This is a genomic window from Mesoterricola silvestris, from assembly GCF_030295405.1.
Taxonomy (GTDB): Bacteria; Acidobacteriota; Holophagae; order Holophagales; family Holophagaceae; genus Mesoterricola; species Mesoterricola silvestris.
Genome location: NZ_AP027080.1, coordinates 3158040 through 3178439 on the forward strand (window position 1 = coordinate 3158040; position 20400 = coordinate 3178439).

At 69.8% G+C, this 20400-nt stretch carries 18 protein-coding genes; 7 read left to right on the forward strand and 11 right to left on the reverse strand.

Annotation, left to right across the window (positions count from 1 at the left end; all coding sequences use genetic code 11):
* Nucleotides 1-37: 37 nt before the first annotated feature.
* The 8 genes from R2J76_RS13675 to R2J76_RS13710 form a co-directional block, all read right to left on the reverse strand.
* Nucleotides 38-1438: an FAD-binding oxidoreductase gene (locus tag R2J76_RS13675; protein WP_316412187.1), complete on the reverse strand. Its 1401-nt coding sequence runs from the start codon at nt 1436-1438 to the stop codon at nt 38-40.
* Nucleotides 1439-2452: a DUF1338 domain-containing protein gene (locus R2J76_RS13680; RefSeq protein WP_316412188.1), complete on the reverse strand. Its 1014-nt coding sequence runs from the start codon at nt 2450-2452 to the stop codon at nt 1439-1441. It lies immediately after the preceding gene.
* 61 nt (nt 2453-2513) lie between these two features.
* Nucleotides 2514-4433 (reverse strand): aconitase family protein, encoded by a 1920-nt coding sequence (locus R2J76_RS13685; protein ID WP_316412189.1) that lies wholly within the window; start codon nt 4431-4433, stop codon nt 2514-2516.
* A gap of 69 nt (nt 4434-4502) precedes the next feature.
* Nucleotides 4503-4874, reverse strand: a complete 372-nt coding sequence (locus tag R2J76_RS13690) for a hypothetical protein (protein ID WP_316412190.1) — start codon at nt 4872-4874, stop codon at nt 4503-4505.
* 52 nt (nt 4875-4926) lie between these two features.
* Nucleotides 4927-5628, reverse strand: coding sequence for a flagellar basal body P-ring formation chaperone FlgA (flgA, locus tag R2J76_RS13695; protein ID WP_316412191.1), 702 nt, complete (start codon nt 5626-5628; stop codon nt 4927-4929).
* 2 nt (nt 5629-5630) lie between these two features.
* A complete protein-coding gene (flgG, locus tag R2J76_RS13700) occupies nt 5631-6419 on the reverse strand; it encodes a flagellar basal-body rod protein FlgG (protein WP_316412192.1) in 789 nt (262 codons plus the stop codon).
* A gap of 25 nt (nt 6420-6444) precedes the next feature.
* Nucleotides 6445-7185 carry a flagellar hook-basal body protein gene (locus tag R2J76_RS13705; RefSeq protein WP_316412193.1) on the reverse strand — a complete coding sequence of 247 codons (741 nt, stop codon included), beginning with the start codon at nt 7183-7185 and terminating at the stop codon, nt 6445-6447.
* 46 nt (nt 7186-7231) lie between these two features.
* The gene (locus R2J76_RS13710; RefSeq protein WP_316412194.1) at nt 7232-7651 is read right to left on the reverse strand and encodes a molybdenum cofactor biosynthesis protein MoaE; all 420 of its coding nucleotides are present in this window, start codon (nt 7649-7651) and stop codon (nt 7232-7234) included.
* A gap of 59 nt (nt 7652-7710) precedes the next feature.
* On the opposite strand from R2J76_RS13710, the gene lat reads away from it, so the two are divergent.
* Both lat and rnhA read left to right on the forward strand, forming a co-directional pair.
* A complete protein-coding gene (gene lat, locus R2J76_RS13715) occupies nt 7711-9075 on the forward strand; it encodes an L-lysine 6-transaminase (protein ID WP_316412195.1) in 1365 nt (454 codons plus the stop codon).
* On the forward strand, nt 9075-9518 hold the full coding sequence (gene rnhA / locus R2J76_RS13720) for a ribonuclease HI (protein WP_316412196.1): 444 nt from the start codon (nt 9075-9077) through the stop codon (nt 9516-9518). Before lat ends, rnhA begins: the two co-directional genes overlap by 1 nt.
* 304 nt (nt 9519-9822) lie before the next feature.
* Here rnhA and R2J76_RS13725 read toward each other — a convergent pair whose 3' ends face one another.
* Nucleotides 9823-10293 (reverse strand): YqgE/AlgH family protein, encoded by a 471-nt coding sequence (locus R2J76_RS13725; protein ID WP_316412197.1) that lies wholly within the window; start codon nt 10291-10293, stop codon nt 9823-9825.
* 70 nt (nt 10294-10363) lie between these two features.
* On the opposite strand from R2J76_RS13725, the gene R2J76_RS13730 reads away from it, so the two are divergent.
* Nucleotides 10364-11092, forward strand: a complete 729-nt coding sequence (locus R2J76_RS13730; RefSeq protein ID WP_316412198.1) for a hypothetical protein — start codon at nt 10364-10366, stop codon at nt 11090-11092.
* Nucleotides 11093-11178: 86 nt separating this feature from the next.
* A complete protein-coding gene (locus tag R2J76_RS13735) occupies nt 11179-13194 on the forward strand; it encodes a PAS domain-containing hybrid sensor histidine kinase/response regulator (RefSeq protein WP_316412199.1) in 2016 nt (671 codons plus the stop codon).
* A 5-nt stretch (nt 13195-13199) separates the two neighbouring features.
* Here the strand turns inward: R2J76_RS13735 and R2J76_RS13740 are convergent, their stop codons facing one another.
* Nucleotides 13200-14357, reverse strand: a complete 1158-nt coding sequence (locus R2J76_RS13740; protein ID WP_316412200.1) for an NAD(P)/FAD-dependent oxidoreductase — start codon at nt 14355-14357, stop codon at nt 13200-13202.
* Nucleotides 14357-16492, reverse strand: a complete 2136-nt coding sequence (locus tag R2J76_RS13745) for an FAD-dependent oxidoreductase (protein WP_316412201.1) — start codon at nt 16490-16492, stop codon at nt 14357-14359. Before R2J76_RS13745 ends, R2J76_RS13740 begins: the two co-directional genes overlap by 1 nt.
* 136 nt (nt 16493-16628) lie before the next feature.
* Between R2J76_RS13745 and R2J76_RS13750 the strand changes: the two genes are divergently transcribed.
* The 3 genes from R2J76_RS13750 to hydE are packed head-to-tail and all read left to right on the forward strand — an operon-like array spanning nt 16629 to nt 20276.
* Nucleotides 16629-18032, forward strand: a complete 1404-nt coding sequence (locus R2J76_RS13750; protein WP_316412202.1) for an aspartate ammonia-lyase — start codon at nt 16629-16631, stop codon at nt 18030-18032.
* Nucleotides 18029-19255, forward strand: coding sequence for a [FeFe] hydrogenase H-cluster maturation GTPase HydF (gene hydF, locus R2J76_RS13755; protein ID WP_316412203.1), 1227 nt, complete (start codon nt 18029-18031; stop codon nt 19253-19255). Before R2J76_RS13750 ends, hydF begins: the two co-directional genes overlap by 4 nt.
* Entirely contained in the window at nt 19242-20276 is a 1035-nt protein-coding gene (gene hydE, locus R2J76_RS13760; protein WP_316412204.1) for a [FeFe] hydrogenase H-cluster radical SAM maturase HydE, read from the forward strand. The genes hydF and hydE overlap by 14 nt, the downstream gene beginning before the upstream one ends.
* Nucleotides 20277-20400: the final 124 nt, after the last annotated feature.

Consider the following 20400-nt stretch of genomic DNA (forward strand, 5'->3'; position numbering starts at 1 on the left):
CAGAAATGGCCCCGGGTTTCGGGGAATGGGCCCCGTCTCACCAGAGCCGGGTGATCCCCAGGAGGCCCTCCGGGTCGAAGTGGGCCCGCAGCGCCGCGCCCGCGGCCTTGACGGCCGGGGGAGTGTAGAGGTCGTGGTAGTGCTGGTTGTGGGGGCCCACGCCGTGCTCGGCGCTGTAGCTGCCCCGGTGCTCCAGCACGGCCAGGTCATAGACCTTGCGCTGCACTCGGGGCACCAGTTCGGCGGCGGGGAGGGGGCTGTCCGCCTCCCGCCACACCAGGTTCAGGTGGGTGCCGCCGTCGCCCCAGTGGCCGAAGTCGCACACCCGCATGAAGGGGTGCTCCCGGCCCAGCCAGGCCTTCACGGCCTCCGTGAAGGCGGGGAGGCCCGACCGGGGCACCGCGATGTCGAAGGCCAGGACCCTGCCCTCGCCGCGCAGGCTCTCGGAGACGTGGTGGCGGATGGCCCAGAATTCGGCGGGCTTGCCGAAGCGCGCGTCCAGCACGCCCTCCCCGTGGGCCTCCATGTGGGCGCCCAGGGCCTCCTCCAGGAGCGAGGCCAGGTCGAGGCTGGATTCCGGCAGGGAACTGGCCAGTTCCACCAGGGCCGTGTAGGGCGGCACCTCGTCGAAGGGGTTGCGCAGGGTCTCCTGGTGCCGGAACACGGCGGCCAGGGCCTCCCCGGAGATCACCTCGTAGGCCGTGAACACCTCGAAGAGGCCCCCCTCCAGGCTCCGCAGCAGATCCAGCACGGCCCCGCCGCCCGAAAGCGCCACCAGGGCCACGGCCCGCTGCCGCGGCAGGGGCGCCACCTGCAGCACCGCGCCGGTGACCACGCCGTACAGGCCCGAGGTGCCCGTGAAGAGCTGCTTCCAGTCCAGGCCCGTGTTGTTCTTGCGCAGGGCCGAAAGGGTGTCCACCACGGTGCCGTCGGCCAGCACCACCTCCAGGCCCAGGAGGTTCCGGCGCACGTCGCCGTACCGCAGGAGCCGGGTGCCGCCGGTGTTGGTGGCGATCATGCCCCCGATCTGGGGATCGGCGCCCAGGTCAACGGGGAAGTGCAGGCCGTGCTCCGCCAGGGCCCCGTTGAGGGCGCTGAGGAGGACGCCGCCGTCCACCAGGGCGGTGCGGTCCGTGGGATCGATCTCCATGCGGCGGTTCAGGCGCTCCAGGCTGAGCACGGCCATGGCCCCGCCCTCGTCGGGCACCGAGGCGCCCACGAGGCCCGTGTTGGCCCCCTGGACGATGACCCGCAGCCCCTTCCCGTGGCAGTACGCCATGAAGGCCGACACCTCGGCGGTGGTGGAGGGGCGCGCCACGACGCGGGCCCTGCCCTTCCCGTAGCGCCATCCGGTCTCGTACTTCTCCCGTTCGGAGGGGTCGGCGAGCACCGCCCCCGGGCCCAGCAGGGCGGTGAGGTCCTCCAGCAATGCGTCCACTCAGTAGCTCCCCGGGGCGGTCATCTTGAAAATGGCCTGGGCGTTGCCCGTGTCGAAGCCCAGGTCCAGGCCACCGCCGGCCAGGGGCCTGCGGGTGATGAATTCGAAGAAGGAGCCCGGCACGGTCTTCAGGACCATGTGGCCTTCCAGGTCCCGGAAGGGCCGCTCCACCGGGTCGGCCTGGAAGGCGGTCTGGAGGACCCGGCCGCTGGCGGAGACCTCCACGGTCTCCTTCATGGACCGGCCCAGCTCCTTCTGGGCCACCGCCAGGGCCTCCACGTCGGCCACGCGGTCCGTGGCGTGGTTGAAGGCGTTGCCTTCGGTGGCGATCCAGGCCATCTCGGCGCTCTCCTGGTAGAGGATCCGGTAGTCGGCGAGGGTGGGGGGCTCGTGCTGGCGGTCGAAGCACGCCACCAGGTCGGGCAGCAGGGCCCGGGCGTCCTCCAGGGGAAGGCTCCCCGTCCCTTCCAGCTCCGCCAGGGGCGCCCGGGCCCGCTCCGGCAGGGGATCCCGGGAGGTGGCCAGCACGCGGGCCACGGCCTGCTGGAAGGCGGGGCTGAAGGCCCCGGGGTGGAGTTCGCTGAGGAAGAACTGGGGGATGCCCTCGGGCAGGTCCACGTGGCGGTACGCGCGGCCCGTCATGGAAAGGCGGTCCAGGGGGTACACGTCGGCCAGTTCGTAGCCCAGGGGTCGCAGGATGCGCGTGATGGCCGCCTCCCCCGGGGGCAGCGGTCCGCTGGGGGCCAGCACGGTGCGCAGGGCGCCGTGGTCGAAGACCACCCGGCCCCCCGCCGCGGCCACGTCCAGCATGTAGGCCCGCGCGGAAGGCACCCGCTCCTGCAGGTCCCTCAGGAGGATCAGGTTCATGGCGAAGGCCAGCTGGCCCCGGGAAACCCTGGGCCCCCGCGGTTCCAGGAGCGGGCCGGGAACGGCCACGGAGGCCAGGAGGTCCTCCGCGCGCCGGGTGCCCAGCAGGGCTTCCAGAAGGGTCCGAAGGTTCGTTTCTGCGTGCATCAAGCTCTCCACAAGGGGACCCGCGCGGGCCCTTCCCTGTCCCTTTCGATGCCGGCGGCGCCTAGGGGGTTCCCGCCAGCGCGCGGAAACCGCAGATGGATCCCCGCAGGGCGCTGGCCGCCACGGTGGCGGGGCTCGCCAGCCACACCTGGCCGGGGCCGCTGCGGCCGGGGTTGTTGCGGTTGATGGCGCTGATGGTGACCTGCTCGGCCCGGGTGGAGACGCCGGGGCCGGCGTTGATGCAGGCGCCGCATCCGGGGCCCAGCACCCGCGCGCCGGCGGCCTCGAAGGCGTCCAGCCAGCCCTGGGATTCCGCGTGGGCCCGCACGTCCTCGCTGCCGAGCTGGATGAAGAACTGGACCCGCAGGGGCACCGTGAGCCCCCGGTCCAGACCCCACTTCACCACGTCGTAGACCTTCTGCAGATCGGCGCGCTTGGCGCCCGTGCAGCTGCCCACGTAGGCGATGTCCACGGGCACGTCCCGGTCCAGGGAATCCAGGGGCAGGCCGTTTCCCGCGAAGCCCGGGGAGGCCAGCATGGGCACCACCCGGCCGCAGTCCACCTCCAGGTGGTCCGCGTAGGCGGCCCCCGGGTCCCCGGCCATCCAGGGTTCCAGGGCGAACCGGGCCCCCCGGCGCTCCGCCAGGTAGCGCACCGTTTCCTCGTCCGGGGCCATCACGCCCGCGAAGGCGCCGAAATCGGCGGCCATGTTGGTGAGGGTGGCGCGCTCGTCGATCTGCAGGGCCCCCAGGGCCTCGCCGGCGTATTCGATGATGTGCCCCCGCACGTGCCCGTCCCGGAAGAAGGGCAGCGTCAGGAGGTGGAGCACCAGGTCCTTGGCGTAGACGCCGGGCTGGAGATGGCCCTTGAGCCGCACCAGGACGGTGGGAGGCACGGTGACCCGCACGTCCCCGGTGACCCAGGCGGTGGCGATGTCGGCCGCCCCCACCCCGAAGGCCAGGGCGCCCAGGGCGCCGCTGTGGGAGGTGTGGGAATCGGTGCCCACGATGACCTGCCCGGGCAGGGCGTACCGCTCGGCCATGAGCAGGTGGCAGATGCCCTCGCAGCCCCCATCGGCGACGTCCCCGTGGAGGCGGATGCCGTTCGCCGCGCAGAACTCCTCCTGGAGCTTCTTGATGCGCCGGGCCACCTCCATGAGCCCGGGCTGGCCCTCGTCCTGGGTGTAGAACCGCCCCATGAAGGTGAGGTGGTCGCGGAAGGCCAGGATGGTGCCGGGGTCCTCCATGGGGACCTCCTCGCCCAGGCCCTTGCGGAGCATGGCCACGGCCAGGGGCGTCACCGTCTCGTGGGAGAAGCGCCAGTCGGCCTTCACCAGGATGCCGTCGCCCGGGGCCACGGAAGCCAGGCCGCGGCCCGCCCCGTTCCGCGCGGCCCGGGCCAGGATCTTCTCGCCGTAGGTCATGGGCGCGGGCCCGCGGCTCGGCACCGGGATCATGGCCGTCCCGTCGCGCCGGGCCCGGGTGAAGTCGAAGAGCCCGCCCTGGCGGATGATCTCAGCCGTGAGCGCGTCCAGCCCATCGGTGAACGCGGACATGGGGATGGCTTCGCCGCCCCGGATGCGGTCCACCAGGGACAGGTCCGTGGAGGTGAGCAGGCCCAGGGAATGGCAGCAGGCACGGTAGGCCGGGTCGAAGCTCTCGGCGATGACGATGCGGATGCCCGAGGCGCGTTCGGCATAGGGCGCCGCCTCCCGGGGGCTGCCGATGCCGTGGCGCTTGCCGGACACGGCCACCTCGAAGCCGCCCCGCTTCACGAACCCCTCGTGCACCGGGAAGGCCCCGTCGCACAGGAGGCCCAGGTACGGGAAGTCCTCCAGGCGCTGGCCGAAGTAGTAGCACACCCAGCCCGGGGCGATCTCGTCCACGGAAACGTAGTCCCGCAGGCGGACCTGCTCCAGGGGGAGATCCTCCCCCTGGAACTGCCTCTGCAGACCCGCGGGGTCTCCGCACAGGAGAAGCACCCGACCCTTGGTCTTAACAGAATCCGTCCTCATGTCACAAGAATGCCACAGATCATGAGGCAGGGAAGGTTATTTGCCTTCCTCTTCCTCGAGCTTGGCGGAGAGTTCGTCCAGGTGGGCCAGGAGGCGCTGGGCGAAGGCTTCGTCCTCGAGGATGGTGAAATCGTCGCCCTTGACCTCGAAGATCTCGATGGTCAGGTTGCTGTCGCCTTCGGTGTCCTCGCCGGCTTCGCCGGCCTCGGAGTAGGCCTGGACCTCGGCGAGGGGGGCCATGATGGCGAAGTGGCGGTCTTCGAAGTCCACCTCCTCCAGGATGGCGAACTCCTCCTTTTCGCCGTTCTCGTCCTCGAGCTCGACTACCTCGATTTCATCGGCATGGTCCTCGTCGTGGCCGCAGCCGCACGCGTGATTGGGGTCATTGTGATCATGGTCGTGGGCCATGGCGAGCTCCTGTCAAGGCTCCAGACTATTGTCTTTGGCCCAGGGCCGCCACCTATTTCGATCCGGCCCACTGGACCCGGGCCTCCCCCGGGCCGGTCACCACCGCCTGGACCATCCTGCGGGTGGTGGGCATTTCCAGCCTAACCTTGTCCCCGGCGGCCCCGCTGGACCGGGCCAGGGCGTCCACCGTGACGGAAAGGGCGCCGTCCACCAGGGCGAGGCGGACCGGGTCCCCCGCGTTGATGAGGGGGATGGCCTCCACGTCGGTGCGCACCAGGATCTTCCCCTGGGCCACGGGGCCGCGCAGCCGGGAGCCCTCGGGCACCTCCCGCAGGGCCCCCGCCGGGGGGACGCCTTCGAAGTCGAAGGTTTCCAGCTGGCCAGCATCCAGCACCGTGCGGCGCGTCTGGGGTGCCCGGAAGCGCAGCAGCCGCCCCTTCCACAGGCCCTCCATGTCCACCCGCACCATCCCCAGCGTCCGCCCACCCCCGATGGCGTTGAAGGACACGTAGAACCTGCCGGCCAGATCGGGCCGGCTCAGGTGGGCCGGTTCGAAGGACAGGGGCCCCTTGGGCGACCGGGGCAGGATGGGCGTGGAGAGCACCCGGAAGGTGTAGGTGCCGTCCCGGCCCGCCACCTGGGCCTCGGCGTAGGCCAGGGCCTGGGCGTGGAGCTGGTCCCCCGGGGGGAGGGCGACCTCGGGCTCGGCCCCGAGGAGGGCGGCGCCCAGGAGGAATGCGGCCAGGAATCGCATGGCTAGCGCTTGAGGGCGGCCACCAGCTGCAGCATGCTGTCGGCGGTCTGGATCGTCTTGGAATTGGCCTCGTAGGCCCGCTGGCCGATGATCATGTTCACCATCTCCTCGGCCATGTCCACGTTGGAAACCTCGAGGAAGTACTGCTGGATGGTGCCCAGGCCGGTGAGCCCGGGGGTGCCGTCGATGGCGTCGCCGCTGGCCAGGGTGGGCTGGTAGAGGTTGTGGCCCATGGCGTTGAGGCCATTGGGGTTGATGAAATTCGAAATGGTGATCTGGCCCACCTGCTGGGGGGTGGACTGGCCGGGCTGGGTCACGGAGATGGTGCCGTCCGTGGCGATGGTGACGCTGAGGGCGTCCTGGGGGATGGTCACCTGGGGGTCCAGGGGGTTGCCGTTGGCGTTCACGATGTTGCCGTTCTGGTCCAGGCTGAAGGAGCCGTCCCGGGTGTAGGCGAAGGTCCCGTCCGGCATGGTCACCCGGAAGAAGCCCGAACCCTCGATGGCCATGTCGAACTGGCTGTTGGTGTTCTTGAGGCTGCCGGTGGTGAATTCCTTCACCATGGCCGCCAGGCGGGCCCCATGGCCGATCTGGATATTGCCCGGGTAGGTCGTGGAGGTGGAGGTGTTGGTGCCGGCCGTGTTGATGGTCTGGTACAGGAGGTCCTGGAACTCCGCGCGGGATTTCTTGAACCCGGTGGTGTTGATATTGGCCAGGTTGTTGGAGATGGTGTCCATGTTCGTCGTCTGCACGTTCATGCCGGCGGCGGCGGACCACATGGCTCTCATCATGGGAGGCTCCTAGGATGGGGGGTTTTCAGCGCGGGGCCACATCGGAGATGCTGCGGCTGTCCATGTCGTTGGTGATGGTGGACGCCACCTTCATGCTCATTTCGAAAAGGCGGTTCAGGCGGATCATGTCGATCATGCAGGTGGCCATGTCCACGGAACTCTGCTCCAGGGAGCCCTGCACCACCGTGGCCGTGGCGGCCTTGGCGGGGGTGCCCGCGGGGTCGAAGCGGTTGGACCCCATGCGCTGGAGGGCATCCAGGTTGGCGTAGTCCCGGATATCGATCTGGCCCCGGGCCTCGGGGCCCTGCATGACGGTGCCGTCGCCCAGGACGGTGAAGGCGGGATCGTTCACGTCCAGGCGGATGGGTTGGCCATTTTTGCCCAGCACCTGGGCCCCGTCCAGGGTCTGCAGCTCCCCGGTCTTGGACAGGCCGAAGCGCCCGTCCCGGGTGGCCTGCACCCCGGAGGGCGTCTGCACCAGGAAGAACCCGGAGCCTTCGAGGGCCAGGTCCATGTTCCGGCCCGTGGTCTTGAGGGTGCCCTGGGAGAAATCCGTGCCCCGGGAGGCCAGGACGGTGCCGTCGTTGAGGAACCCGGACAGGGGCAGCCCCGAGCCGTCGTTCACGGCCTTGTTGAACACCGCGAAAAAGCTCTTCTCGGGCTTGTAGCCCACCGTGGCGGAATTGGCCAGATTGTTCGACACCGTGTCCAGCTGGAAGGAACGGGCCTTCAGGCTTCCGGCTGCGACGTAGTATGCGGGATCCATGGGTGGGCACCTCTGACCGGGGACGGTGCAGAGGTCGTGCCAGTTTTCACTGCCGGTTCTCGCCTTCCACCCAGGCCTTCTCCCCATCCCGGTAGTTCTCCCGCTTCCAGATGGGCACCGATTCCTTGATGCGGTCCATGATCCAGGCCACGGCCTCGAAGGCCTCCTTCCGGTGGCCGGAGGAGACGCCCACGACCACGGCGGCCTCCAGCAGGGGGACCTCGCCGGTGCGGTGGTGGATGACGCACCGGATCAGGCCGAAGCGCTCCATGGCCTCCCCGCGGATGCGGGCCAGCTCCTGCAGGGCCATGGGCGTGAAGGCCTCGTACGCCAGGAGGTCCACGCTCCGGCCCTGGTGGTTGTCCCGGGCGCAGCCCTCGAAGACCACCACGGCGCCCGCGCCCGGATCCAGGAGCTCTTCCCGGATTCCCGCCGCGTCAAGCCTCGCGTCTGTGACATCGATCATAGTATGCACTTCGAGCCCCCAGGAACCCCATGGTAGTCTGGCTCATAACCGAGGCCGCCATGAAAAAATCGCAGGAAACCCATGTACAGCCCTCCGAGGTCTTCGACGTCCTCGGCCGCCATCTCCTCGTGGACGGCTTCCACATGGTCATGGACCTGGAGAAATCCCACGGGTCCTGGATCGTGGACGCCCGCGACGGGAAGCGCTACCTCGACTTCTACACCTTCTTCGCCACCGCGCCCCTGGGCCACAACCATCCCCGCCTGAGGGACGAAGCCTTCCAGGCCAGGCTGGGCTCCATCGCCGTGAACAAGCCCGCCAACTCCGATATCTACACCACCGCCTACGCCGAATGGGTGGAGGCCTTCGCCACCAAGGCGGCCCCGGACTTCCTGCCCCACCTGTTCTGGATCGACGGCGGCGCCCTGGCCGTGGAGAACGCCCTCAAGGCCGCCTTCGACTGGAAGGTGCGCAAGAACCTGGAGAAGGGCCTTCCCGAGAAGGGCTCCAAGGTCATCCACTTCAAGGAGGCCTTCCACGGGCGCTCGGGCTACACCCTCAGCCTCACCAACACCGCCGACCCGAGGAAGTACCAGTACTTCCCCAAGTTCGACTGGCCCCGCATCCCCAATCCCAAGATCACCTTCCCCCTGGACGCCGAGAACCTGGCCAAGGTCGAGCAGATGGAGAAGGTCGCCCTGGACCAGATCGAGGCCGTGATCCGGCAGGATCCCGCCGAGGTGGCCTGCCTGATCATCGAGCCCATCCAGGGCGAGGGCGGCGACAACCACTTCCGCACCGAGTTCCTGCAGGCCCTGCGCGTCCTGGCCGACCGGCACGAGTTCCTCCTGATCTTCGACGAGGTTCAGACGGGCTTCGGCGCCACCGGCAAGTGGTGGGCCCACGAGCACCACGCCGTGCGCCCCGACATCCTCGTCTTCGGCAAGAAGACCCAGTGCTGCGGCATCGCCGCCAGCGCGCGCCTGGACGAGGTCGAGGGCGTGTTCAAGGTGCCCAGCCGCATCAACAGCACCTGGGGCGGCAACCTCGTGGACATGGTCCGCGGCACCCGCATCATCGACGTGATGGTCGAGGACCAGCTGGTGGAGCACTGCGCCACCCAGGGCAAGCGGCTGCTCAAGGGCCTCCAGGAGATCCACGCGGAGTTCCCCGAATTCACCAGCAACCCCCGCGGCAAGGGCCTCTTCTGCGCCCTGGACATGGCCACCCCCGCCCTGCGCACCACCACGGTGTCCAAGGCCCAGGACCTGGGCATGATCATCCTCTCCACCGGCCACAACGGCCTCCGGTTCCGGCCCGCCCTCAACCTGGCCACCGAGGACCTGGACCTGGGCGTGGAGCTCCTGCAGAAGAGCATCCGCCTCGCCGTGGACGCCACCCGCCCCCACATGGCGAAGGTCTAGTGCAGGTCGAGCTCTACTGCGACGGCGCGTGTCTCGGGAACCCCGGCCCCGGCGGCTGGGGTTTCCTGCTTCGCGTGAAGACCACCGACGGCGTGAAGGAACGGGAGGGCTCCGGCGCCGAGGCCGGCACCACCAACAACAAGATGGAGCTCACCGCCGCCATCGAGGGCCTGAAGCTCCTCACCAAGCCCTGCTCCGTGGCCCTGCACAGCGACAGCCAGTACGTGGTGAAGGGCATCCAGTCCTGGATCAAGGGCTGGAAGGCCAAGGCCTGGCGCAAGGCCGACGGCAAGCCGGTGCTCAATGTGGAACTGTGGAAGGAACTGGACGCCCTCTGCCTGAAACACCGGGTGGAGGCCCATTGGGTGAAGGGCCACGCCGGGCATCCCGAAAACGAGCGCGTGGACCGGCTGGCTTCGGAGGCGGCGAAGGGGATCGCCTAGGGTGTGCCGGCAAACCCCAGGTGCCTTGAAACCGTGATGAAGGGGCCATTCCCGGTTGAGCCGATCCCGGTTCATCCCATGGATCGGCGTTCATCCCTGTTTCCGCAGGGCTGCCGCAGAGGTGGGTCGGAGCGCATGTTGCTTGACGTCCAGGACCCAGAGGTGCCGACAACTCCCCGCGAAGTTCAAACGGGGATAAACAGGATCCAGGGGAAAAGGCAGGATAAAGAACGTCAGGTCAAAGCTGGGGCCAGATCACTTCGTGCAACCTATCGATTCATGACCTAGGGTCTGCCGGGACACGCTACCCGGTGATGGACTGGATCGCCAACGGCCACAGCTCCTGGGGATCCTCCGGCATGAGCCATTCGGGGTTCAGGGGCACCCGCACCCAGGCCCCCTCCTGGATCTCCTGGTCCAGCTGCCCGGCTCCCCAGCCCGCATAGCCCAGGAAGAGCCGGAAGGTGGAGCGGGGCTCCACCAGGAGGGATTCCAGGAGGTCCTTGCGGTAGCTGATGAAATCCGTGAAGTCCAGGACCGTGTCCTCGGCCTCGGGGAGGCCCCCGCGCACCAGGATGATGCCCCGCTGGGGATCCACGGGGCCGCCCCGCCAGGCGGTGGCGTCCTCGTCCCCCGTGAAGGCCAGGCGGCTCTCCTGGCAGATCTGCTGGAGGGTCACGGGCAGGGGGCGGTTGAGGATCACGCCCATGCCGCCGGCTTCGTCGTGCTCCACCAGGAGCACCACCGAGTGGAGGAAGTTCGGGTCCAGGAGCATTGGACTCGCCACAAGCAGACATGGGGCCAGTTGACTCATGCCCACGATCATAACGCGCTACCCTCAGAGAATGATCAAGTCACCCAAATCCGATCTCGCCAGCTTCTCCGAGGGGATGGCCCTCCTGGCCCGGCGTCCCCTCGCTTCCCTGGCCCTGGCCGCGGCGGGCATGGTCCTGGCGGCCCTCCCGCCCCTGCTCCAGATCAAGGTGGGCCTGCCGGACGATGACGTGGTGCGCTTCGTCCTCACTTTCGCATGCCTGATACCCCTGGAGATGTACGTCATCCCCCGCTTCCTGGCCGAAGCGGACGCCAGCCGGGGGGACCGGACCCTGAACCCCCCGGCGGGGTGGGCGCACCTCTTCGAGGAGCGGTGGATGCCGGCCATGGCCGCCCGGATCCTCCTGTACGCCGGGGTCTTCCTGGGAATGGTCCTGCTCATCGTGCCGGGCCTCATGATCCTCTTCGCCTTCGGGTGGGCGCCCCTGCGGGTCCTGCTGCGGGGCGAACCGCTGCCCGTGGCGGCCCGGGGCAGCCTGCGCATGATGGTGCGGGCCTGGCGCCGGGTGATGCTGGTCGTCCTGGCCCTGGCGGCCCTGTACCTGGCCTACATGGCCGTGCTGGCCCTGGCCCTCACGCCCATGGGGGAGGCGCCCACCCCCTGGGTGCGCCTGACGCATCCCGGCATGTGGGTGGGGAATTTCTTCGGCACCCTCCTGAACCTCTGGACCAGCACCACGGTGCTGGCGCTGTTCAGGCGGGTGGAAGGCTTCGCCGGCGAGCCGGCCCCTGGGGATTAATCACTGATTCCATTACCCATGGCCGATTTTTGACATTGAATCCGGGTCGCAGGGAGCCATACTCCTGGCAACGCCCCGGATGCCCCATGGTGAACCTCTTCCAGAAGCTCTTCGCGGACTCCCCGGCCCTCCGGGCCGAGACCGAGAAGCGGCGGCAACTCCAGGAGCGCTTCCAGCTCTTCATCGAGCAGGTCAAGGACTACGCCATCTTCATGCTGGATCCCCAGGGGCGGGTGGCCTCCTGGAACCAGGGCGCCCAGCGGCTCAAGGGCTACGAGGCCGGGGACATCCTGGGGCGCCACTTCTCCTGCTTCTACGAACCGGGGGATGTGGCCGCGGGCCTCCCAGCCCAGGTGCTGGCCCTGGCGGAGGAATACGGCACCTGCCAGCAGGAGGGGTGGAGGGTCCGCGAGGACGGCTCCCGCTTCCTGGCCCACGTGGTGGTCACCGCCCTGCGGGATCCCGGAGGCGCCCTGACGGGGTTCGTCAAGATCACCCGGGACATCACGATGCAGAAGGACGCCGAGGCGCGCATGGCCTCCTTCGCCCGGGAGCTGGAGGAGAGCGCCGCCGCCTCCGACCGCGGGCTCCGGGGCAGCGAGGCCCGGCTCCAGGGCTTCGTGCGCCACGCCACCGCCGCCATCGCCTTCAAGGACGGCGAGGGCCGGTACCTCCTCATCAACCCGGCCATGGAGGCCCTCCTGGCCCTGCCCGCGGAGCGGATCCTGGGCAGGACCGACCTGGAGCTGCTGCCGGAGCCCCGGGGCGGAGAGGTCGCCCTGCTGGACCGCAAGGTCCTGGGGGCCGCCCAGGCCGTGGAGGTGGAGGAGCGCTGGACCCACGGGGACGGCTCCGTCCACGACTACCTGGCCCAGAAGTTCCCCCTGGTGGACGCGGAAGGGCGGAACTGGGGCATCGGCGCCATCTGCACGGACATCACCGAGCGCAAGCGGGCCGAACAGGCCCGGCTCCAGAGCCAGAAGCTGGAATCCCTGGGCGTCCTCTCCGGCGGCATCGCCCACGACTTCAACAACCTCCTGGGCGCCATCCTGGGCAACCTGGGCCTGGCCCAGATGGAGATCAGCCCCACCGCCTCCGCCTCCACCCGCCTGAAGACCATCGAGAGCCTGGTGGTGAAGGCCACCAACCTCACCCGGCAGATGCTGGCCTACTCCGGCCGGGGCACCTTCGAGATCAAGCCCATCCACCTCAACGTGCTGGTGGAGGAGATGACGCACCTGCTCACCATCTCCATCTCCAAGAAGGTGACCATGCGCTACAGCCTGGACCGGACCGTGCCCCTGATCCAGGCCGACGCCTCGCAGCTCCAGCAGGTGGTCATGAACCTCGTCATCAACGCCTCCGACGCCATCGGCGACAACCCCGGCACCATCACCGTGCGCACCGGCGTCATGAGCGCGGACGCCGACTACCTGGAGCGCACCTTCCAGAGCCAGCCCATGGCCCCGGGCACCTTCGTCACCCTGGAGGTGGCCGACGACGGGTCCGGCATGAGCCCCGAGACCCAGAAGCGCATCTTCGAACCCTTCTTCACCACCAAGTTCTCGGGCCGGGGCCTGGGCCTCTCCGCCATCCAGGGCATCATCAAGGGCCACGGGGGCGGCATCCGCGTCTACAGCGAGGTGGGAAAGGGGACCACCTTCAAGCTCCTGTTCCCCGCCACCAGCGCCCCCGCCGGCGCCCAGCCCGGTCCGGAGGCCCTCCAGCTCTTCCACGGGGCGGGCACCATCCTGGTGGTGGACGACGAGGAGAGCATCCGCACCATGGCCGCGGGAATCCTCACCCAGATGGGCTTCGACGCGCTGCTGGCCGCCGACGGCATGGAGGCCCTCATGCTCTACGAGACCCACAAGGCCGATATCCGCCTGATCATCCTGGACCTCACCATGCCCCACATGGACGGCGCCGAGGCCTTCGCGGCCCTGCGGGCCCGGGGCCACGCCACCCCGGTGGTCCTCAGCAGCGGATTCAACGAATCCGAGGCCGTGACCCGCTTCAGGGGCGAGGGGCTGGCGGGGTTCCTGCAGAAGCCCTACCGGGTCCAGTCCTTCATCCAGGCCGTGAAGGCCGCGCTGGAGTAGCCGGCCTACTTGAGGGCTTCCGCCCCCCCGAAGACCCGCGCGGGGCTCAGTTCCTCCAGGACGGCGGCGTCGCCTTCCCGCAGGCTGTCCGTAGCCAGGCGCGCCACCAGTGCGCCCACGCCGGGACCCAGCATGTAGCCCTGGCCGCACATGCCGATGGCGTCGATGTAGCCCTCAAGCCCCGCGGAACGGCCCACCAGCGGCGCGCCGTCGGGGGTCATGGGGTAGAGGCCGCGCCAGGTGCGGCGGACCTTCAGGTTGCCCAGCTTGGGCATGAGGTCCACCATGCGCCGGGCGATCATCGGCAGGTAGGCGCTGGTCTCCCGGCGGTCGGAGCCCACCGCGGGCGGGTTCGGCGTGATGCAGAAGACCACCTGGCCGGGCTTGTGCTGGTAGAAGTAGAAGTTCTCGGAGCCGGGGGCGGGGCGGATATCCACCACCATGGGATCCAGGAAGGGGGCCACGGCCTCGCTGATGCCCGCCTCGTGGCAGTCCGGCACCACCGGGGCGTCGAGGCCCCCGGCCTGGGCCACGGCGCGGGCCCAGGGGCCCGCCGCGTTCACGACGCACGCGGTGGCGTAGCCGCCCTTGTCGGTGCGCACGCCCACGACCTTGCCCTTGCGCCGCATGATGCTGGTGACCCGCTCGTTGAAGCGGCAGTCCACCCCCAGCTCCACCGCGCGGCGGTGGAAGCCCAGGCAGCTTCGCATGGGGGAGGCCGAGCCGTCCTCGGGGGAGAAGGTCCCGCCCAGGAGGCCTTCCCGGCGCAGGCCCGGGGCCACCTCCAGCAGCTCGTCCCGGTCCTTCCACTCGATGTTGAGGCCGGCCTTCTTCTGCAGCACCAGGAGGTTCTTCAGCAGCTTCTCCTCGTGCTCGCGGTAGGCCACGAAGGCGTAGCCGCCCCGGGCCCACTCGATGTCCCAGCCGTGCTCCTCCTTCCAGTGCCCGAAGGTCTCCAGGCTGTCCAGGCAGAGGCGGATCTTGGCGGGGGCGGAGTGCGTGGCGCGGATGCCGCCGATGGCGCACTTGTTGCTGCCCTGGCCCGGGGAGGCGAACTGGTCCAGGCAGAGCACCTTCAGGCCCTTTTCCGCCAGATACATGGCCGTGGGCATGCCGACGCTGCCCGCGCCGATGACGATGACATCGTAGACGGCGGTGCTCATCACAGACCTCCCTGGAAGGCGCTCACCGCGTGCGCGCGCGCCACGTCCCGCACGGGGCCCTCCCCCGTCACCACGCCCGCGAAGGCCCCCAGGGGCACTTCCATGAAGATGGGCCGCTGGGTGAAATCGGTGATCTCCGAATCCTTCACCCCCTCCTCCCGGAAGATGCGCCGGATGAGGCTGGGGCAGGTCTTCCCGCCGCAGGCGCCCATGCCGGCCCGGGTGGCGGCCTTGAGCTCGTTCATGTCCCGAACCCCGGCCCGGATCCGGGCCCGGATCTCGCCGGCGGTGACCCGCTCGCAGCGGCAGACGATCTCGTCGTCCGCGACCCGCTCCACCTTCTCGGCCATGGGCTCGGAGACCCAGGGCTGCTGCACCCGGATCCCCGCGATCTGCTTGGCGATGTCCAGCGGCGCCCGCACCTTCACCAGCATCGCGTGGTCGGCGAATTTCGGCGAGCGCACCCGGTCCACCTTCACGTTGCCCAGGATCCGGCCCAGGGTGTCCAGCACCGTGACCGTGTCGCCGGCCTTGAGGGTCGACCCGGGGAATTCGTAGGGGATCGACACCAGCACCTCGTCGCCGCCCCGGCGGTAGTCCAGGAGGGTGATGGCGAGGCCGGGGCAGACCGCCACGCACTGCTCGCACGCGATGCAGTCCTTCTCGTTGAAGGTGGGCACCCCCAGGATGTCGTTGCCCTCGATCATGATCGAGCCCTGCGGGCAGATGCTGGTGCAGGGGTTGCAGGGGATCTCCTGGCTGCAGTGGAAGACCGGGAAGACCCCCTTCTCGTCCTCGGGGATCTCCTCGGTGATGGTGGCGCCCGGGCGCGACTTGAGCACGGCGGCGGTGCGGTGCCACTCCGCGGGCACGTCCCCGGTGTCCCGGCCCAGGGCCTTGGCGATCTCCAGGCCCCGGATCTTGCCCGTGAACATGGCCGCCGAAGCCTCGGCGATCTCCTCCGCGTCGCCGGCGGAATAGACCGGAAGCCCGAAATCCTTGGCCTTGTTCAGGAACTCGTTCACCGGCTCCAGCCCCACGGCCACCAGGACCGTATCGCACTTGAAGGTCTTCTCGGAGCCCGGCACCACCCGCCAGGCCGCGTCCAGCTTGGCGATGGTCACCGACTCCACCTCCCCGTCCCCGTTGGCGGAGACGACGGTGTGGCTGGTGTGGATGGGCACGCCCATGCGCACCAGCTTGTCCCGGTGGACCTTGTAGCCGCCGCATTCGGGCAGGGCCTCGCAGAGGCCCACCACCTCGATGCCGGCCTGCAGCGCATGGTAGGCCGCGATCAGGCCCACGTTGCCGCCGCCGATGACGAAGAGCCGCTCGGAAGGCTTGACCATGTCGCGGTTCACCAGGGTCTGGAAGGCGCCGGCGCCGTAGACCCCCGGCAGGGTGTTGCCCCGGAACACCAGGGACTTCTCCCGGGCGCCGGTGGCCACCAGCAGCACCTGGGGCTGCACGAGGACGTAGTGCCCCTCGCGCAGGATGCCCACCTTGCGGTCCGAGAACACCGCCAGGGCGTTGCTGTTGGTCCAGATGCGCACATTCTCGTAGGTGCGGACCTCGGCCTCCAGCTTGCGGCCGATGTCCATGCCGCGGGTCCCCGCGTGGCAGGCGTCGATGGACCCGAAGAACTTGTGGGTCTGCAGCACCAGCTTGCCGCCCAGATCGGCCTTGTCGTCCACCAGGACGACGCCCACCCCCGCCTTGCCCAGCTCCACCGCCGCCGAGAGGCCCGCGGGGCCGCCGCCCAGGATGAGGCACTCCACGCTGAGGGTCTCGATGTCGCGGAAGGCCAGGTCCCCCTCCCCCACCTCCGGCAGCGTGGGCTTGCCGTCCAGGGGGACCACCACCATGCCCTCCTTCACGGGGACCATGCAGGACTTCACCGGCAGCCCGTCGGCGATGACCGAGCACTGGGCGCACTGGCCGTTGGCGCAGAAGATGCCCATGGGGGCGCCGTCCTTGTGGTGGTGCCCGAAGGTGCGGATCCCGTTGGAGAAGAGGGCCGAGGAGAGGGTCTCGCCCGCCCTCGCCCTGAGTTCCCTGCCCTGCCAGGTGAAGGCCAGGGTGGGCTCCGCCGGGATGGGCAGAATGGGGTGTTCCTTGATCCGGTAGTCCGACATTCGTGAACTCCTCTCATTCGCGCAGGTTCAATTCAACCACCCCCGCGGCCCGGGCCGCGGCGAGTTGTGACCGGGGTCGCAGGGCTGTGACGGAATCTCAGGAACGGAGACCCCGCCGGTATCCTATCCTTAGGCCATGAGCGCGACCCGCAGGGAGAAGGACACCCTTGGAGAACTGGCCGTTCCGGCCGGGGCCCGCCACGGCGTCCACACCGCCCGGGCCCTGGAGAACTTCCCGCTGCTGGGCCGGGCCGTGCACCCCGCGCTGATCCGGGCCTTCGGGGCCGTGAAGCTGGCCGCGCTTCGCACCAACCGGAACCTGGGCTTCTTCCCCGACCCCGCCAGGGCCGACGCCCTGGAGCGGGCCTGCCGGGAGCTCATGGACGGCCTCCTGGACGCGGACATCGCCGTGGACGCCCTGCAGGGCGGGGCCGGCACCTCCACCAACATGAACGTCAACGAGGTCCTGGCCAACCGGGCCCTGGAGCTGCTGGGGCTGCCCCGGGGCGACTACGGGACCGTCTCGCCGCTGGACCACGTGAACCTCCACCAGAGCACCAACGACACCTTCCCCACCGCCCTGCGCATCGCCGCCATCCGCGGCCTGCGGGAACTGGAGCGCCAGGTGCTGGCCCTCCAGGAGGCCTTCCAGGCCCAGGAGAAGGCCATGGCCCACGTGGTCAAGGTCGCCCGCACCGAGCTGCAGGACGCCGTGCTCACCACCCTGGGGCGGTCCATGGGCGCCTACGCCGAGGCCCTCAACCGCGACCGCTGGCGCCTGGCCAAGGCCGAGGAGCGCCTGCGGGTGGTGAACCTGGGAGGCACCGCCATCGGCACGGGGCTCGCGGCGCCCACGGACTACATCTTCCGGGTGGTGGACGAGCTGCGCGAGCTCACGGGCATGGGCCTGGCCCGGGCCGAGAACCTCGTGGAGGCCACCCAGAACCTCGATGCGCTCGTGGAGGTCTCGGGCCTCCTCAAGGCCCTGGCCACCACCCTCATCAAGATCTCCACCGACCTGCGCGTGCTCTCCAGCGGCCCCGAGGCGGGCCTGGGCGAGCTGCGGCTCCCCCCGCGCCAGGCGGGAAGCTCCATCATGCCCGGCAAGGTGAACCCGGTGATCCCGGAAGCCGCCACCCAGGCCGCGATCCTGGCCATCGCCCACGACCAGGCCCTTTCCACGGCCGCGGCCATGGGCTCCCTGGAACTGAACCCCTTCCTGCCCCTGGCCGCCCACAGCCTGCTGGAGAGCTTCGATCTCCTGGCCCGGGCCTGCGGGATCCTGCGCGCCCACTGCGTGGAGGGCATGACCGCCGACGAGGACCGGTGCCGGAGCCAGGTGGTCAACGGCACCGCCGCCGCCACCGCCCTCCTGCCCCTGCTGGGCTACGAGCGCGTCAGCGATCTGGTGGCCCGGGCCGCGGGCCGCGGCCTGCGCGCCGCCGGCATCGAGGAGGGCTTCTTCACCGCCGCCCAGTTCGACGAGCTCACCAGCCCCGAGGCGGTGGGCCGCCTCGGCTTCAGGAAACCCCGCCCATGACCCAACCCGCCCCCCGCTCCCTACGCCTGCACATCGGCCTCTTCGGCCGCCGAAACGTGGGCAAATCCTCCCTCCTCAACGCCTTCACCCGGCAGCAGGTGAGCATCGTTTCGGACGTGAAGGGCACCACCACCGACCCGGTGGAAAAGCCCATGGAGCTCCTGCCCCTGGGCCCCGTGCTCTTCGTGGACACGGCCGGGGTCGACGACGAGGGGGCCCTGGGCGAGCTGCGCATGGCCCGCACCCGCGCCGTGCTGGACCGGGTGGACCTGGGCGTCATCGTCACCGAAGGCACCAGCTGGGGCGAATTCGAGGCCGGGCTCCTGGCCGAGCTCCAGGCCCGCAAGGTGCCGGCCCTGGTGGTGCACAACAAGGCCGATCTGGGCGGCGACGCCGCCCCCCGCCACCCCGCGGACCTGCCCTTCGTGGCCGTGAGCGCCCTGCGGGGCATGGGCATCCCCGCCCTCAAGGAGGCCCTGCTGCGGCTCGCCCCGGCGGACTTCTTCGACAACCGCCGCCTGGTGTCGGACCTGGTGCCGCCCGGGGGCCTCGCCGTGCTGGTGGTGCCCATCGACAAGGAGGCCCCCAAGGGCCGGCTCATCCTGCCCCAGGTCATGGCCATAAGGGACCTTCTGGACGGCGAGTCCATGGTGATGGTCGTGCAGGAGCGCGAATTGAGGCCCGCCCTGGCGCGGCTCAAGGAGCCTCCCGCGCTGGTGGTCACCGACTCCCAGGCCTTCCTCAAGGTGGCCGCCGACGTGCCCCGGGACGTGCCCATGACCAGCTTCTCCATCCTCATGAGCCGCTTCCAGGGGGACCTGGCCGAGCAGGTGCGGGGGACCCTGGGCATCGAGCGCCTCAAGGGCGGCGACAAGGTCCTGGTGGCCGAGACCTGCGGCCACCACCCCGTGGGCGAGGACATCGGCCGCGTCAAGATCCCCCGGTGGCTCACCCAGTACGTGGGGGCCCGGCTGGAGTTCGAGCACGTGCAGGGCCGGGACTTCCCCGAGGACCTCACGCCCTACGGCCTCGTGGTGCACTGCGGCAACTGCACCGGCAACCGCCGGGAGATGCTCAGCCGCATCCACCGGGCCCGGGAGGCCGGGGTCCCCCTCACCAACTACGGCCTGACCATCGCGTATTCCCTGGGGATCTTCGAGCGGGCCCTGGAGCCCTTCCCCGCCGCCAAGGCCCTGCTGGAGTCCACGCATGCAGCGAACTGAGATCCTTCACTGGCTCCAGGAGACCGACGAGGCCCGCCTGGAGGAGCTGTGGGCGCGCGCCGACGCGGTGCGCGCGGCCAACGTGGGCGACGAGGTGCACCTGCGCGGCCTCATCGAGATCAGCAATTTCTGCGTGCGCCAGTGCGCCTACTGCGGCATCAACGCCTGCTCCCAGGGCATCACCCGCTACCGCATGCCCCCCGCCGAGATCCTCGCCTGCGCCCGGGAGGCGCACCGCCTGGGCTACGGCTCCGTGGTCATGCAGTCCGGGGAGGACCCGGGCCTCAGGGCGGAGACCATCGCCGACATCGTGCGGGAGATCAAGACCACCACGCCCCTGGCCGTCACCCTCAGCCTGGGCGAGCGCGACGACGACGAACTCAAGGCCTGGAAGGCCGCGGGCGCGGACCGGTTCCTGCTGCGCTTCGAGACCAGCGACCCCGCCCTCTACGACGTCATCCACCCCTCCCTGCCCGGAACCCTCTCGGACCGCATGGCCCAGCTGGACCGCATGCGCGCCTTCGGCTACGAGATCGGCACCGGCGTCATGGTGGGCATCCCCGGCCAGACCTGGGAGATCCTCGCCCAGGACATCGACACCTTCCGCCGCTACGACATGGACATGATCGGCATCGGCCCCTTCCTGCCCAGCCCCCGAACCCCCCTGGGGGGCCCGGACGCAGCGTCCTACCTGGCGCCTCCGGACCGGCAGGTGCCCAACGACGAGCTGACCACCCTCAAGGCCGTGGCCCTCACCCGCATCGTCTGCCCCCGGTCCAACATCCCCAGCACCACCGCCCTGGCCACCCTCGACCCCAAGGCCGGGCGCGAACTGGGCCTGTGCCGCGGCGCCAACGTCGTCATGCCCAACGTCACCCCCCCCGAGTACCGGGTCCTCTACGAGATCTACCCCGGCAAGGCCTGCGTCCACGAAACCGCCCAGGTCTGCCACGGCTGCATGGAGGCCCGGATCCGCTCCATCGGCCGGACCATGGGCAAGGGCCCCGGGGGCCGGAGGTAGCCGGGAACCCGTAGGCCTCATCCCCTTCATCCCAGACATCACTGTTCATCCCTGTTCCGCAGGGCCAAGGCTTGGATGGGTCGGCGAATGTGGGTAATTTGCGCGCCGACCCATGCCATCGCTG

Coding starts and splice junctions, on each gene's coding strand:
- flgA (WP_316412191.1), bottom strand. CDS start 5,628: ATGCGATTCCTGGCCGCATTCCTCCTGGGCGCCGCCCTCCTCGGGGCC.
- R2J76_RS13730 (WP_316412198.1), top strand. CDS start 10,364: ATGATCAAGTCACCCAAATCCGATCTCGCCAGCTTCTCCGAGGGGATG.
- lat (WP_316412195.1), top strand. CDS start 7,711: ATGAAAAAATCGCAGGAAACCCATGTACAGCCCTCCGAGGTCTTCGAC.
- R2J76_RS13725 (WP_316412197.1), bottom strand. CDS start 10,293: ATGCTCCTGGACCCGAACTTCCTCCACTCGGTGGTGCTCCTGGTGGAG.
- R2J76_RS13740 (WP_316412200.1), bottom strand. CDS start 14,357: ATGAGCACCGCCGTCTACGATGTCATCGTCATCGGCGCGGGCAGCGTC.
- R2J76_RS13680 (WP_316412188.1), bottom strand. CDS start 2,452: ATGCACGCAGAAACGAACCTTCGGACCCTTCTGGAAGCCCTGCTGGGC.
- R2J76_RS13735 (WP_316412199.1), top strand. CDS start 11,179: ATGGTGAACCTCTTCCAGAAGCTCTTCGCGGACTCCCCGGCCCTCCGG.
- R2J76_RS13690 (WP_316412190.1), bottom strand. CDS start 4,874: ATGGCCCACGACCATGATCACAATGACCCCAATCACGCGTGCGGCTGC.
- hydE (WP_316412204.1), top strand. CDS start 19,242: ATGCAGCGAACTGAGATCCTTCACTGGCTCCAGGAGACCGACGAGGCC.
- R2J76_RS13710 (WP_316412194.1), bottom strand. CDS start 7,651: ATGATCGATGTCACAGACGCGAGGCTTGACGCGGCGGGAATCCGGGAA.
- flgG (WP_316412192.1), bottom strand. CDS start 6,419: ATGATGAGAGCCATGTGGTCCGCCGCCGCCGGCATGAACGTGCAGACG.
- R2J76_RS13705 (WP_316412193.1), bottom strand. CDS start 7,185: ATGGATCCCGCATACTACGTCGCAGCCGGAAGCCTGAAGGCCCGTTCC.
- R2J76_RS13745 (WP_316412201.1), bottom strand. CDS start 16,492: ATGTCGGACTACCGGATCAAGGAACACCCCATTCTGCCCATCCCGGCG.
- R2J76_RS13750 (WP_316412202.1), top strand. CDS start 16,629: ATGAGCGCGACCCGCAGGGAGAAGGACACCCTTGGAGAACTGGCCGTT.
- hydF (WP_316412203.1), top strand. CDS start 18,029: ATGACCCAACCCGCCCCCCGCTCCCTACGCCTGCACATCGGCCTCTTC.